1 protein-coding gene is annotated in these 16,634 nt (G+C 75.2%); it reads left to right on the top strand.

The window, feature by feature from the left end:
* Window positions 1-152: 152 nt before the first annotated feature.
* A complete protein-coding gene (locus tag P3T34_RS35675; RefSeq protein ID WP_280670364.1) occupies window positions 153-16,517 on the top strand; it encodes a type I polyketide synthase in 16,365 nt (5,454 codons plus the stop codon).
* The last annotated feature ends 117 nt before the right edge of the window (window positions 16,518-16,634 follow it).

Genomic DNA, 16,634 nt, shown 5'->3' on the forward strand with positions numbered 1-16,634 from the left:
CCGCGGTGCCGAATCCGACCCTGCCGATGCGCTCTCTAGGGAAAACCGCAGTCCAGGATGACCAGACTGGGCCGGACACGGGTCGGACCGCGCCGCAGGACCTTTCGCGACCGGCATTTCCCGGCATCTCACCCCGAGAGGTTGACATCCTGATGTCGAACGAGGCGAAGCTCCGCGACTACCTGAAGCGGGCGATCTCCGATCTCCACGAGACTCGCGAACAGCTTCGAGAGGTGAGCGACCAGAGCCGGGAGCCGATCGCGATCGTCGGGATGGCCTGCCGCTACCCGGGCGGGGTGAGTTCGCCCGAGGAGCTGTGGGAGCTGTCGCTGGCCGGGGTGGACGCGGTCTCCGGGTTCCCGGCCGACCGGGGGTGGGACCTGGACGCCCTGTTCGACCCGGACCCGGCGCGGCACGGGACGACGTACACGCGCGAGAGCGGGTTCCTGCACGACGCCGGTGAGTTCGACCCGGCGTTCTTCGGCATTTCGCCGCGCGAGGCGCTGGCGATGGACCCGCAGCAGCGGCTGCTCCTTGAGACCGCCTGGGAGGCGGTCGAGCGGGCCGGCATCTCGCCCGAGTCGCTGCACGGTACGGCCACCGGCGTCTTCATCGGCGCCGGGCACGGCGGGTACGACAGCGCCTCCGCCCGGCCCGAGGAGGTCGGCGGGCACCTGCTGACCGGGAACACCGTCAGCGTCGCCTCCGGACGGATCTCCTACGTGCTGGGCCTGGAGGGCCCGGCGGTCACGGTCGACACGGCCTGCTCGTCCTCGCTGGTCGCGCTGCACCTGGCGGTGCAGTCGCTGCGGCGCGGGGAGTGCTCGCTCGCGCTGGCGGGCGGGGTGACGGTGATGTCGACCCCGCAGATGTTCGTGGAGTTCGCCCGCCAGCGCGGGCTGGCTCCGGACGGGCGGTGCAAGCCGTTCGCGGCGGCTGCCGACGGCACCGCGTGGAGCGAGGGAGCGGGCGTACTGCTGGTCGAGCGGCTCTCCGACGCCCGGCGCAACGGCCACCGGGTGCTGGCGGTCGTGCGTGGCACGGCCGTCAACCAGGACGGCGCCAGCAACGGTCTGACGGCTCCGAACGGCCCCTCCCAGCAGCGCGTGATCCGCCGGGCGCTGGCCGACGCGGGCGTGGCGGCCGCCGAGGTCGACGTGGTCGAGGCACACGGCACGGGCACCACACTGGGCGACCCGATCGAGGCGCAGGCGCTGCTCGCCACGTACGGACAGAACCGCGAAAGGCCGCTGCTGCTCGGCTCGTTGAAGTCCAACATCGGGCACACCCAGGCCGCCGCCGGCGTCGCGGGCGTGATCAGGACGGTGCTCGCGATGCGGCACGGCGTGCTGCCGGGGACCCTGCACGTGGACGCGCCGTCCCCGCACGTCGACTGGTCGGTGGGCGCCGTCGAGCTGGTCACCGACTCGACCGCCTGGCCGGTCAATGCCTGGCCGCGGCGCGCGGGCGTCTCCTCGTTCGGCGTCAGCGGGACGAACGCGCATGTGATCATCGAGCAGGCCCCCGAGACCCCCGAGGCCCCCGAGTCCCCCCAAGTGGAGGGCGAGGCCGCCGCGCTGCCCTGGCTGCTCTCGGCGCGCAGCGCGCAGGCCCTGCGCACCCAGGCCCAGCGGCTGGCCGCCCACCTGCGGGCCCGTCCCGACCTCGCCCCCGCCGACCTCGCCCTCTCGCTGGCGAACACCCGCGCGCTGATGGAGCACCGCGCCGTCGTGGTGTCCGGTGACCGCGCGCAGGTGCTGAGCAGCCTGGAGGCGCTGGCCGAGGAACGGGCGGCCACCGGGCTGTTCGACGGCGTCGCGGTTCAGGCGCCGACGGCGTTCCTGTTCTCGGGGCAGGGGTCGCAACGGCTTGGCATGGGACGGGAGTTGTCTGCCCGCTTCGCGGTGTTCGCGGAGGCCTTCGAGGCGGTGTGCGCGCGGTTCGAGGCGCCGGTCCGCGAGGTCGTGTGGGGTGCGGACGAGGAGCTGCTGAACCGGACGGACTTCGCGCAGGCGGGGCTGTTCGCGGTCGAGGTGGCGCTCTACCGGCTGCTCGAATCCTTCGGCGTGCGCCCGCAGTTCGTGGCCGGTCACTCGATCGGTGAGATCGCGGCCGCGCACGTCGCCGGGGTGCTCTCGCTGGCGGACGCCTGCGCCCTGGTCGCCGCCCGCGGCCGGTTGATGCAGGCGCTGCCCGCCGGTGGTGCGATGCTGGCGGTGCAGGCGAGGGAGGATGAAGTCCTGCCGCTGCTCGGCGAGTTCGTCTCGATCGCGGCAGTCAACGGGCCGTCGTCGGTGGTGATCTCCGGTAGTGAGGAGGCGGTGGAGGCGGTCCGGGCGCGCTTCGCGGACCGAAAGACGACGCGGTTGCGGGTGTCGCACGCGTTCCACTCGCCGCTGATGGAACCGATGCTGGAGGATTTTCGCACGGTGCTGGCAGGCCTGGCGTTCAACGCGCCGACGCTGCCCGTCGTCTCGAACCTGACCGGCGAACTCGCCACGGCGCAGGAGCTGCGCTCCCCGGAGTACTGGGTGAGCCACGTTCGCCAGGCCGTCCGCTTCGCCGACGGTGTGCGGACGCTGGCCGCCCAAGGTGTCACCCGCTTCCTGGAGTTGGGGCCGGACGGAGTGCTGTCGGCGATGGCCGAGGAGTCGGCCGGCGAGGACGTCCTGCTGGTGCCGCTGCTGCGCAAGGGCCGCGACGAGGAGGCGAGCGCCCTGCACGCCCTGGCGCGCCTGCACGTCCACGGTGCCAAGGTCGACTGGACGGCGATCTTCGCCGGGACCGGCGCCCGCCCGGTCGAGTTGCCCACCTATGCCTTCCAGCACCAGCGCTTCTGGCTCACGCCCGCCGCGCCGGCGGCGCAGGCAGTGGACGCGGTGGAGGCAGGCTTCTGGACGGCGGTCGAGCAGGGCGACTTGGCCGCCGCGTCCGCCGTCCTGGGGATCGCCGGAACGCCGAGTGCGCAGGCCTCGCTGGACGGTCTGCTCCCTCTGCTCGGCTCCTGGCGTCGCGAGCGTCGCGCCCGTGCCACGGTGGACGGTTGGTCGTACCGGACGACCTGGACCGCCCTGACCGGTGCCGCCAACACACGGGCGCGGCAGGGCCGTTGGCTGGCCGTGCTGCCGGAGAGCGCCGCCGGGGACACCTGGATCGACTCACTCCTCGCCGGCCTGGACGTCTGCGGGCTGAGCACCGAGCGCCTGGTGCTGTCCGCAGCCGCCGGTTCGCCCGTCGAGCAGCTGCGCGCGGCCGCCGCCGAGCAGCCGTTCGCCGGCGTGCTGTCGCTGCTCGCGCTGGACGAGCGCGAGCACCCCGACTTCGCCGCCGTGCCGCGCGGCCTGGCCGCCACGACCGAGCTGCTCCAGGCCCTTGAGCAGGCCGGGTTCGAGGCGCCGCTCTGGTGCGCGACGCGCGGCGCGGTCGCCGTCGACCACCTGGACGCACCGGCCGGTCCGGTCCAGGCGCAGGTGTGGGGCCTGGGCCGGGTGGTCGCGCTGGAGTACCCGCAGCGCTGGGGCGGTCTGGTCGACCTTCCCCCGGTGCTGGACGCCCGCACGGCGACCCGCTTGGCCGCTGTGCTGGCGGGTATGGACGGCGAGGACCAGGTCGCCGTGCGCCCCTCGGGCACGCTCGCCCGCCGGATCGAGCGCGTCCCGGCCGAGCGCGCCCTAGCCGAGGCCGGCCCGGAGGCCGACTGGACGGCCCCGCGCGGCACCGTCCTGGTCACCGGCGGCACGGGCGCGCTGGGCGCCCGGGTCGCGCGCTGGCTGGCCGGGGCGGGCGCCGAGCACCTGCTGCTGACCAGTAGGCGCGGCCCGGCGGCCGACGGCTCGGCCGAGCTGGCAGCCGAGTTGACGGCCCTCGGGGCCCGCGTCACGGTGGCCGCCTGCGACGCCGCCGACCGCACCGCCCTCGCGCAGCTGCTCGCCGACATCCCGGCGCACCTGCCGCTCACCGGCGTGGTCCATGCGGCGGGGGTGTTGGACGACGGTGTGCTGGAGTCGCTGACCGTCGACCGGTTCGCCACCGTCCTGCGGGCCAAGGCCGAATCCGCCCGCCTGCTGGACGAGTTGACCCGCCCGTACGAGCTCGCGCTGTTCGTGCTGTTCTCCTCGATCACCGGCGTGCTGGGCAACGCCGGACAGGCCAACTACGCGGCCGCCAACGCCTATCTCGATGCCCTGGCCGAGCAGCGCCGCGCCGAGGGCCTGCCCGCCACCTCGGTGGCCTGGGGAGCCTGGGCGGACAGCGGAATGGCGATGGCCAGCACGCCCGACCGGGTGCGCCGTGGCGGCCTGATCCCGATGGCCCCCGAGCCGGCGATCAGCGCGCTGCAGCGGGCCGTGGCGCGCGGCACCAGCTGCCTGACCGTGGCCGACGTGCACTGGCCGACGCTGACCGCCGTGCTGACGGCGGCCCGGCCCAGCCCGCTGATCGCCGGACTCCCGGAGGTGCGAAGCCTGTTGGACGCGGCGGGTGCCGCCGCCCGGGACGGCTCCTCGCCGTGGCGCGAGCGCCTGGCGGGCCTGGCGCCGGCCGAGCAGGACCGTGCCCTGGTCGAGCTGATCCGCGCCGAGATCGCCCGGGTGCTGGGCCACTCCTCGGCCGGGACGGTCGACGTCCACCGCGCCTTCCGCGAGCTGGGCTTCGACTCGTTGACCGCCGTCGAGCTGCGCAACCGCCTGACGGCCGTGACCGGCCTGCGCCTGCCCGCCACGCTGCTCTTCGACCACCCCACCACCACCGCCGTGGCGCAGTACCTGCGCACCGAACTGCTCGGCACCCGGGAAGCCGCCGCCCCCGTGCAGACCGCCACCGCCAGCGCCACCGACGAGCCGATCGCGATCGTCGCGATGGCCTGCCGCTACCCGGGAGGGGTGACCTCGCCGGAGGAGTTCTGGGAGCTGCTCGCCGCCGGGAGGGACGGCATCTCCGGCTTCCCGCTCGACCGGGGGTGGGACGCCGAGCGGCTCTACGACCCCGATCCGGACCACCAGGGCACCAGTTACGTGCGCGACGGCGGGTTCCTCACGGACCTGGCCGGCTTCGACGCGGGCTTCTTCGGCATCTCGCCGCGCGAGGCGCTGGCTATGGACCCGCAGCAGCGATTGCTGCTTGAGACCGCGTGGGAGACCGTCGAACGTGCCGGGATCGCGGCGCAGTCGCTGCGGGGGAGCGCGACGGGCGTCTTCGTCGGCTCCAACTTCCAGGACTACCAGACCATTCTCGCCGACACCAAGGACGACGTCGCCGGCTACCTGATGACCGGCAACGCGGCGAGCGTGGTCTCCGGCCGGCTCTCCTACGCCTTCGGCTTCGAGGGTCCGGCGGTGACGGTCGACACGGCCTGCTCCTCCTCGCTGGTCGCCCTGCACCTGGCCGCCCAGTCGCTGCGGCGCGGGGAGTGCTCGCTGGCGCTGGTCGGCGGGGTGACGGTGATGTCCACCCCGCAGGTGTTCGTGGAGTTCTCCCGCCAGCGCGGGCTGGCGCCGGACGGGCGGTGCAAGCCGTTCGCGGCGGCGGCCGACGGTACGGGCTGGGCCGAGGGCGTGGGCCTGCTGCTGGTCGAGCGGCTCTCCGACGCCCGTCGCAACGGTCACCGGGTGCTGGCCGTCGTCCGAGGGTCGGCGGTCAACCAGGACGGCGCGTCCAACGGCCTCACCGCCCCCAACGGCCCGTCCCAGCAACGCGTGATCCGCCAGGCGCTCGCCGACGCGGGCCTGTCCACGCATGACGTGGACGCCGTTGAGGCGCACGGCACCGGTACCCGGCTGGGTGACCCGATCGAGGCGCAGGCGCTGCTCGCGACGTACGGGCAGGAGCGCTCCGAGCACCGGCCGCTGCTGCTCGGCTCGGTGAAGTCCAACATCGGCCACACCCAGGCCGCCGCCGGCGTGGCCGGGGTGATCAAGATGGTGCTCGCGATGCAGCACGGCGTGCTGCCCGAGTCGCTGCACATCGATGCGCCCTCCGCCCAGGTCGACTGGTCGGCGGGCGCGGTCGAGCTGCTCGCCGAGCCGACCCCCTGGCCGGTGACGGACCGCCCGCACCGCGCGGGCGTCTCCTCCTTCGGCGTCAGCGGCACCAACGCCCATGTGATCATCGAAGCGGCGGCCCCCGCACCCGTACCCGCACCCGAGGCCCTGACAACCCCGCTGCCCTGGGTCCTCTCGGCCAAGGGGCCGGACGCGCTGCGCGAGCAGGCCCGCCGCCTGGCCGCCCAGGTGCGCGCCACCGAGGCGTGCGACCTCACCGCCGTCGCCCGTGCGCTGGCCACCACCCGCACCGCGATGGAGCACCGCGCCACCGTGGTGGCCGCCGACCGCGACGGGTTCCTGACCGGACTGGACGCGCTGGCCGAGGGCCGGGCGGCGGCCGCGCTGAACGAGGGCCACTGCGAGACCCCGGGCGAGACGGTCTTCGTCTTCCCGGGCCAGGGCTCGCAGTGGACCGGCATGGCCCTGGAATTCCTGGACACCGCACCGGTCTTCGCCAAGCGGATCGACGAATGCGCCGCCGCCCTCGCGCAGTTCACCGACTGGTCGCTGCTGGACGTGCTGCGCACGGCGCCTGACGCACCGTCACTCGAGCGGGTCGACGTGGTCCAGCCGGTGCTGTTCGCCGTCATGGTGTCGCTCGCCGAGCTGTGGCGGGCGCATGGCGTCGAGCCGGCCGCCGTGGTGGGCCACTCGCAGGGCGAGATCGCGGCCGCCTGCGTGGCCGGCGCGCTCTCGCTGGACGACGCCGCACGCGTGGTCGCCCTGCGCAGCCAGGCGTTGACGGCACTCGCGGGCCTGGGTGGCATGGTCTCGGTGGCGCAGTGCGTCCAGGACGTCCGGCTGCGGCTGTCGGCCTGGGGCGAGCGCGTCTCGGTGGCGGCCGTCAACGGCCCGAACTCCGTCGTGGTCTCCGGCGAGCCGGACGCGCTGGCAGAGTTGATCGCGAGCTGCGAGCAGGACGGCATCCGGGCCCGCCGGGTCCCGGTGGACTACGCCTCGCACTCCGCCCAGGTGGAGCGTATCGAGCAGGAGTTGCTGACCGCCCTCGCGCCGATCGCGCCGCGCTCGACGCGGATCCCGTTCTACTCCACGGTCGACGGCCTGCCGATCGACACCGCCGAACTGGACGCCGCGTACTGGTACCGCAACCTGCGCGGGACGGTGGAGTTCGAGCAGGCCACCCGTGCGCTGCTCGGCGACGGCTACCGGGTGTTCGTCGAGGTCAGCCCGCACCCGGTGGTGACCACCGGCGTGCAGGAGACGGTCGAGGCGAGCGGCATTGCTGCCGCCGCGACGGGCACGCTGCGCAGGGAGGAGGGCGGGCTCGGCCGCTTCCTGCACTCGCTCGGCGAGGCCCGCAACCACGGCGCCCGGATCGACTGGGACGTCTTCTTCGCGGCTCACGAGACCCGCTGGACCCAGCTGCCGACCTACGCGTTCCAGCATCAGCGCTTTTGGCCCGAGCCCTCGGACGCCGCCGGTGACGTCGCCTCGGCCGGCCTCGGCGCGCTGGACCACCCGCTGCTCGGCGCCGCACTCGAACTCCCGCGCGGCGAGGGCCTGGTGGCCACCGCCCGGTGGTCGCTGCGGACCCACCCCTGGCTGGCCGACCACGCCGTGGCGGGCGCGGTGATCGTGCCCGGCGCGGCGCTGGTGGAGGCGGTGATCCGGGCCGGTGACGAGCTCGGCTGCGGCCGCCTGGACGAACTCACCCTGCACGCACCCGTGGTGCTCGCCGAGCGCGGCGGGACGCAGGTGCAGATCGCGGTCGGCGCGCCCGACGCCGCCGCACTGCGGCCGGTCACCGTGCACACCCGTCCGGCCGAGGGCGGCCAGGAGTGGACCCTGCAGGCCACCGGCGCACTCGCCGAGCCGAGCACCGAGGCAGCCGAGGCAGCCGAGCCCGCCGACGACCTCACCGCCTGGCCCCCGCCCGGCGCGCAGCCGGTCGCCGTGGACGGCCTGTATGCCGAACTCCTCGCCCGGGGCTACGCGTTCGGCCCGGCCTTCCAGGGCCTGCGGGCCGCCTGGCGCTGCGGCGAGAGCCTGTACTCCGAGGTGCAGCTGCCCGAGCGGGCGGATGCCGAGGCGGCCCGCTTCGGCATTCACCCGGCGCTGCTGGACGCCGCGCTGCACGCCGCCCACCTGCTCCCGGCCGACGACGCGGACGGCCGCACCCGCCTCCCGTTCTCCTGGACGGGTGTCTCGCTGCACGCCGCCGGCGCCACCGCGCTGCGGGTCCGGCTGACCCCGGCCGGACCGGACGCCGTCCGCGTCCTGATGGCCGACCGGACGGGCCGTCCGGTGGCCGTGATCGACTCGCTGGTGGTCCGGCCGATGGCGGTCGAGACGGCGGCCCCGGCGGTCGTCCGGGAGGCGCTCTTCCACCTGGAGTGGACCGCGCTGCCGGACGCCGAGCCGACGGCGCAGCAGCCGGTCCGCTGGGCGCTGGCCGGCGGCGATCCGGACGGCTCGGCCGCCGCCCTCGCCGAGGCCGGCCCGCTGCTGCTCAGCAGCTGGGACGAGCCGCTCCCCGAACTGCCCGACACCGTCCTCCTGTTGGCAACCTCCCCGACCAGCGCCGACCTGCCGGCCGCCGCACTGGAGCGCGTCCTGGAGCTGGTGCAGCGCTGGCTCGCCGACGAGCGCTGCGCGCCGACCCGGCTGGTCGTCCTCACCCGCGAGGCGGTCGCCGCCGACTCCGGCGCCGACGTCCGCGACCTGCCCGGCGCCGCCGTCTGGGGTCTGATCCGCTCGGCGCAGACCGAGCACCCCGGCCGGATCGTGCTGGCCGACGTCGACGGCCACCCCGCCTCCTGGCGCGCGCTGGCCGCCGCCGTCGCCACGGGCGAACCCCAACTGGCCCTGCGCCAGGGCGCCGTCCACGTGCCGAGGCTGGCCCGCACGCACACCGCCTACGCCCTCGCCCTCCCCACGGACGGAGCCGCCTGGCGCCTGGACATCCCCGAGAAGGGCACCGTCGACAACCTGGCGCTGACCCCCGCCCCGGACGCGGCCGCGCCGCTGGAGCCGGGCCAGGTCCGGATCGCGGTGCGGGCTGCCGGGCTGAACTTCCGTGACGTCCTCAACGCGCTGGGCATGTACCCGGGCGGGGCGCGGTTCCTCGGGGCCGAGGCGGCGGGCGTCGTGGTCGAGACCGGCCCGGACGTCGCCACCCTCGCCCCCGGCGACCGGGTGATGGGCATGGTGGAAGGCGGCTTCGGCCCGCTCGCCGTCGCCGACCACCGGGTGCTGGTACGGATCCCGCAGGGCATGACGTTTGCCGAGGCGGCCACCGTCCCGGTGGTCTTCCTGACGGCCTACTACGCGCTGCGCGACCTGGCGGGCCTGACCGCCGGCGAGTCCGTCCTGGTGCATGCCGCCACCGGCGGCGTCGGCATGGCCGCCACCCAGCTCGCCCGCCTGTGGGGCGCCGAGGTCTACGGCACCGCCGGCGAGCAGAAGCAGCAGCTGCTGCGCGCCCAGGGCTGGCCCGCCGAGCGGCTGGCCTCCTCGCGCACCCTCGACTTCGAGGACCAGTTCCGGACCGTCACCGGCGGCCGGGGCGTGGACGTCGTGCTGAACTCGCTGGCCGGGGAGTTCGTGGACGCTTCGCTGCGCCTGCTGGGCCCCGGCGGCCGGCTCGTCGAGATGGGCAAGACCGACATCCGCGAGACGGGCCGACTGGCCCTGGACCACCCGGGCGTGGGCTACCGCGCCTTCGACCTCAAGGAGGCCGGGCCGGAGCGCATCCAGCAGATGCTGACCGAGCTGGTCGCCCTCTTCGAGCAGGGCGCACTGCACCCGCTGCCGGTCACCGGCTGGGACGTCCGGCACGCCCGGGACGCCTTCCGGCACATGTCCCAGGCCCGCCACGTGGGCAAGGTCGTGCTCACCGTCCCGCAGGCCTGGGACCCGCAGGGCACGGTGCTGATCACCGGCGGCACCGGCGAGTTGGGCGGCCTGCTGGCCCGCCACCTGGTCGCCGAGCACGGTGTGCGCCATCTGCTGCTGACCAGCCGTCGCGGTCTCGACAGCCCCGGCGCGCAGGCGCTGCACGACGAACTGACCGCCCAGGGTGCCGACGTCACGGTGGCCGCCTGCGACGTGGCCGACCGGGACGCGCTGGCCGCGCTGCTGGCCGCCGTCCCCGCGCGGCACCCGCTCACCGCCGCCGTGCACGCCGCGGGCGTGCTCGACGACGGCGTGGTCTCCTCGCTCACCCCCGAGCGGTTGCGCACCGTCTGGCGCCCCAAGGCGGACGCGGCCCGACACCTGCACGAACTGACCGAGCGCCTGGACCTCGCGGACCTGGTGCTGTTCTCCTCGGCGGCCGGCGTGCTCGGCTCGGCCGGCCAGGGCAACTACGCCGCCGCCAACGCCTACCTGGACGCCCTGGCCCAACACCGGCGGGTGCACGGGCTGGCCACCACCGCGCTGGCCTGGGGCCTGTGGGCGCAGGCCAGCGCGATGACCGGCCACCTCGGCGAGGCCGACCTGGCCCGCTCCCGCCAGGCGGGCGGGTTGGCGCTGTCCAGCCGCGACGGGCTCGCTCTCTTCGACGCCGCGCTGTCGGCTGCCCGGTCCCTGCTGGTGCCCGTCCGACTGGACGCCGCAGGGCTGCGCTCGCGCGAGCGCTCCGCTGTGCCGGTGCTGCTGCGCGGGCTCTTCCGCGATGCGGCCCGCCGTACGGTCGACCCCGCGCGCGGCGCGGCCGGCGGCGGCGGGCTGCGCGAGCGGCTGGCCGGGCGGCCCGCCGCCGAACGGCACGAGCTGCTGCTCGACCTGGTGACCTCCCTCGCCGCCGCCGTGCTCGGCCACGCGAGCGCGGACCTGGTGCACGCCGGGCGAGCCTTCCGCGAGCTGGGCTTCGACTCGCTGACCGCCGTCGAGCTGCGCAACCGGCTCGCCGCCGCGACCGGGCTGCGGCTGCCCGCCACGCTGGTCTTCGACTACCCGACGCCGCTCGCACTCAGCGCGTACCTGGACGGCGAGCTCTCCGATCGGCAGGCGGTAGCGCCCGCAGCCGCACCGACGTCCCTGGGCGCGGACGAGCCGGTCGCCATCGTCGGGATGGCCTGCCGCTACCCCGGCGGCGTCCGCTCGCCGGAGGACCTGTGGCAGCTGGTGGCCGACGGCACCGACGCCGTCGCCGGCTTCCCCACCGACCGTGGCTGGGACCTGGCCGGCCTTTACGACGCGCTGCCGCAGGACCCCGGCGCGGCCCGCCCGCTGGAGGGCGGATTCCTGTACGACGCAGCCGAGTTCGACGCCGACTTCTTCGGCATCGGGCCGAATGAGGCGAAGGCGATGGACCCGCAGCAGCGGCTGCTGCTCGAGACCGCCTGGGAGGCCGTCGAGCGGGCCGGGATCGACCCGAGGGCGCTGCGCGGCAGCCGGACCGGCGTCTTCGCCGGGCTCTCCTCCACCGACTACCTGAACGGCGCCGGCGAGGTCCCGGAGGAGCTCGCGGGGTACGTCAACGCCGGAAACGCCGTCAGCGTGCTCTCCGGCCGGGTCTCCTACACGCTGGGCCTGGAGGGCCCGGCGGTGACGGTCGACACGGCCTGCTCCTCCTCGCTGGTCGCCCTGCACCTGGCCGCCCAGGCGCTGCGCAGCGGCGAGTGCTCGCTCGCGCTGGCCGGCGGCGTCACCGTGATGTCCTCCCCGGGGATCGTCGTCGACTTCTCGCGCCAGCGCGGCCTGGCGGCGAACGGCCGCTGCAAGCCGTTCGCCGCCGCCGCCGACGGCACCGGCTTCTCCGAGGGCGTCGGCCTGCTGGTCGTCGAGCGGCTCTCGGACGCGCTGCGCAACGGCCATCGGGTGCTGGCCGTCGTCCGGGGGTCGGCGGTCAACCAGGACGGTGCGTCCAACGGCCTGACCGCCCCGAACGGCCCGTCCCAGCAGCGGGTGATCCAGCAGGCGCTGGCCAACGCGGGCCTGTCGTCCGCCGACGTGGACGCGGTGGAGGCGCACGGCACGGGCACCCGGCTGGGTGACCCGATCGAGGCGCAGGCGCTGCTCGCGACGTACGGGCAGGAGCGTCAACGGCCTTTGCTGCTCGGGTCGGTGAAGTCGAACATCGGGCACACCCAGGCCGCCGCCGGCGTCGCCGGGGTGATCAAGACGGTGCTGGCGATGCGCAACGGTGTGCTGCCCAGGAGCCTCTACATCGACGAGCCCACCCCGCACGTGGACTGGTCGGCGGGCGCCGTCGAGCTGCTCGCGCAGGCCGAGCCCTGGCCGGCCACCGATCGGCCGCGCCGCGCCGGGGTCTCCTCCTTCGGCATCAGCGGCACCAACGCGCATGTGATCCTCGAACAGGCCCCGGACGCCCCGCCGGTGGAGCCCGTCGCCGCCGCTCGGCCCGTGCCGTGGGTGCTCTCCGCCCGCAGCGCACCCGCCCTGCGCGGCCAGGCCCGCGCCCTGCTCGCCCACCTCGACGCGCCGTCGCAGGACGGCACGCCGCTGGACATCGCCCACTCCCTGATCGCCACCCGCTCCACCCTCGAACACCGCGCGGTCGTGCTCGGCACCACCGACGACGAGCTGCGCGCCGCCCTGCACGCGCTCGCCGAGGGCGCCCCGGCTCCCGGTCTGGTGCACGGCCGCGCCACCTCGGGCCGTCCCCGCAAGGCCGTCCTGGTCTTCCCCGGGCAGGGCTCCCAGTGGGCCGGCATGGGCACCGAACTGCTCGACACCGCACCGATGTTCGCCGCCCGGATGGCCGAGTGCGAGCAGGCGCTGGCGCCCTGGGTCGACTGGTCGCTGACCGAGGTGCTGCGCGGCAGCGAGGGCGCGCCCGGACTCGACCGGGTCGACGTCGCCCAGCCCGCGCTGTGGGCCGTGATGGTCTCGCTGGCCGAACTCTGGCGCAGTCACGGCCTGGCACCCGCCGCAGTCCTGGGCCACTCGCAGGGCGAGATCGCGGCGGCCTGCGTCGCCGGGGTGCTCTCGCTCGCGGACGCGGCCAAGGTAGTCGCCGTCCGCAGCAAGGCCATCGCGCAGGGCCTGTCCGGCCACGGCGGCATGGTGGCGGTCACCGCCTCGCACCAGGAGATCGTCCGCCGGCTGGCCGCCTGGGGCACGCGCATCTCGGTCGCCGCCGTCAACGGGCCTGCCACTGTGGTGGTTTCGGGTGAGCCGCAGGCGCTGGACGAGCTGATCGCCTCCTGCACCGAGGACGGGGTGCGGGCGAAGCGGATCCCCGTCGACTACGCCTCGCACTCCGCGCAGGTCGAGCTGATCCGCGACACCCTGCTGACCGACCTCGCCGGCATCACGACCCACCCGAGCCGGATCCCGTTCTTCTCCACCGTCACCGGCGACTGGCTCGACGCTGACGGCGACACCGCGCTCGACGCGCACTACTGGTACGAGAACCTGCGCCGGACCGTCCGCCTGGAGGAGTCGCTGCGCGCGCTGCTGCGCCAGGGCCACGACGCCTTCGTCGAGTCCAGCCCGCACCCCGTGCTGACCACCGGCATCGAGGACACCATCGCCGCCGAGGAGGCCGACGCGATCGTCCTCGGCTCGCTGCGCCGCGACGACGGCGGACCGCTGCGGGTGCTGACCTCGCTGGCCGAGGCCCATGTGCAGGGCGTCCGGATCGACTGGCGTGACGCCGTCGCGGGCGGCCGGCCGGTGGACCTGCCGACCTACGCCTTCCAGCGCTCCCGCTACTGGTTGGACGCCGCTGCCCCGGTGCTCGTCGGCCGCCCGGTCGATCCGACCGGGCTGGAGACGGTGGTCCGGCCGGCGAACGAGGACACCGCCGTCCTCGGCGGCACGATCGGCCTGCGCAGCCACCCGTGGCTCGCCGACCACCGGGTGCTGGACGCGGTGGTCGTCCCCGGCACGGCGCTGCTCGACTGGGCGGTCCGCGCGGGCGACGAGATGGGCTGCGCGGTGGTCGAGGAGTTCACCGAGCAGCTGCCGCTGACGGTCCCCGAGGACGGCACGGTCGACCTCCAGGTGACCGTCGGCGCGCCCGACGCCGCCACGGGCCTGCGCCCGCTGGCCGTGTACGCACGGACGCACGCGGACGGCCCGTGGACCCGGCACGCCGCCGGGACGCTCGGCGCGGCCGCTGCCGCTGCCACCGCCGCTGCCGCTGCTGTGCCGGAGGAGGCCTGGCCGCCGGCCGGGGCCCGACCCGTCGAGGTGGAGCCGCTGCACGAGCGGCTCGCCGCGCACGGGTACGGCCACGGACCGCAGTTCGACACCGTCCGGGCGCTGTGGCAGCGCGACGGCGAGACCTTTGCCGAGGTGGGCCTCGGCGATGGAAGCGGGACGGCCGGCTTCCGGGTCCATCCGGCCCTGCTGCAGGCCCTGCTCAGCCTGGCGGTCGGCGACGACACGCCGGCGCTCCCGTACGCCTGGCGCGGCGTCCGCGTCCTGGCCACCGGCGCCGACGCGCTGCGGGTCCGGCTGACCCCGGGCCAGGACGGCAGCCTCGCGCTGACGGCCGTCGACGGCACGGGCGCGGCCGTGCTCACCGCCGAGTCGGTGGCCACCCGCCCGATCGAGGCGGACCGGCTCGACCGCGCCGCCCGCCAGGCCACGCTGTTCGACGTCCGCTGGATCCCGCTGGCGGGCGCCGAGACGGCCGTCGGCAGCTGGGCCGTCCTGGGCGAGGACCCGGCGCTCGCGGCGGTTGTCGAGCAGGCCGGGGTTCAGGTGTGCCGCTTCGCGGACCTGTCGGCCCTGGAGGAGCAGGTGCCGGACACCGTCCTGCTGCGCCTCGGCGCGCACGAGAGCGTCCGGGAGGTGCTGCCGCTGGCCCAGTACTGGCTGGCCGACGCCCGCTTCGCGGACTCGCGCCTGGTCCTGGTCACCCAGGGCGCCATGGCCACCGACCCGGCCGACCGGGCCGACGCCCTGGACCACGCATCCGTGTGGGGCCTGATCCGCTCGGCCCAGTCCGAGCACCCGGACCGCTTTCTGCTCGTCGACCTGGACGGGGACGCCGCCTCCGAGCGGGCCCTGCCGGGCGCCGTGACCGCCGCCGTCGCGGCCGGCGAGTCCCAACTCGCCCTGAGGGAAGGCTCGATGACGGTCCCGCGGCTGAGCCGGATCGCCCCGCCCGAGCAGGACCGGGACACCGAGCCCGTCTGGGCGTGGGACCCGCACGGCGAAGGCACCGTGCTGATCACCGGCGGCACCGGCACGCTCGGTGGCCTGGTCGCCCGCCACCTGGCCACCCGGCACGGCGTGCGCCACCTGCTGCTGACCAGTCGGCGCGGCCCGGACGCACCCGGCGCCCAGGCCCTGCGCGAGGAGCTCGCCGCGCTGGGCGCCGCCGTCGACGTCGTTGCCTGCGACGCCGCCGACCGCGAGCGGCTCGCCGAGGTGCTCGCCGCGATCCCGGCCACCCGCCCGCTGACCGCCGTCGTGCACGCGGCCGGCGTCCTGCACGACGGCCTGCTGGAGGGCATGACGGCCGACCAGCTCGCCGAGGTCTGCCGCCCCAAGGCGGACGCCGCCCGCAACCTGCACGAGCTGACCCGCGACGCCGACCTCTCGGCCTTCGTGCTCTTCTCCTCCTTCGCCGGTATCGCCGGCGGCCTGGCCCAGGCCAACTACGCGGCGGCCAACAGCTACCTCGACGCCCTGGCCCACCACCGCCGGACCCAGGGCCTGCCGGCGGTCTCGCTGGCGTGGGGATACTGGGGAGAATCCAGTGAAATGACGGGCACGCTGGGCCACGTGGATGTTGCACGCTTCGCGCGTTCCGGAATGCTGCCGTTGTCGGCCGAGCAAGGGCTCGGCCTGCTCGACGCGGCGTCGACCCTCGACAGCCCGCTGCTCGTACCGGTCCGGCTGGACCTGCGGGCGCTGCGGGCACTCGGCTCGGCCGATGTCCCGTCGCTGCTGCGCGGGCTCGTGCCCGCTCGGCGCACTCCCGCTCGACGGTCGGTCGCGGCGACGGCGGCTGCGACGGCCGCCGTGGAGCACGGGATCCGGCAGAGGCTGGCCGGGCTGAGCGAGGCCAAGCAGGAGAGCCTGCTGGTCGAGCTGATCATCGGTCACGTCGCCACCGTGCTCGGCCACGCCACGACCGGGGCGATCGACGCGGACCGCGGCTTCCTGGACCTCGGGATGTCCTCGCTGACCGCCGTCGAGCTGCGCAACCGCCTCAACGCCGAGACCGGTCTTCGACTGCCCACCACGGCGGTCTTCGACCACCCGACCCCGGTCGCGCTGGCCCGCCACCTGCGCGGCCGCCTCGGTGCGCAGGCGGAGGTGGGAAGCGAGGCCGCGTCGCCGGTCTTCGCCGAGCTGGAGGCCTTGGAGGCGGCCTTCGCCGGGGCTGCCCTGGGCGATGAGGCCAGGGCCCGGCTGGTCACCCGGCTCAAGTCCCTCCAGTGGAAGCTCGACGCCGTGGACACCGTCGACCTCGCCGGCCTCGGTGACCTGGGCGACGACGACCCGCAGGGCGAGGACGCCGATCTGGTGGCCTCCACCGACGACGAGATGTTCGACCTGATCGACCGCGAACTCGGCCTCGCCTGACCGGATCCGCCTGACTGGATCCGCCTGACCGGATCCGCCGACCGGATCATCCCCGCTCGAAGCGCCCAGAACCACCCCTTCCGCACAGCCAGTTCCGAACTGCGAGGTTTTCCTCCC

This window comes from Kitasatospora sp. MAP12-44 (assembly GCF_029892095.1).
Lineage (GTDB): Bacteria > Actinomycetota > Actinomycetes > Streptomycetales > Streptomycetaceae > Kitasatospora.

Excerpts from the sequence above, each read along its gene's own strand:
- P3T34_RS35675 (WP_280670364.1), top strand. The coding sequence starts at position 153 with ATGTCGAACGAGGCGAAGCTCCGCGACTACCTGAAGCGGGCGATCTCC.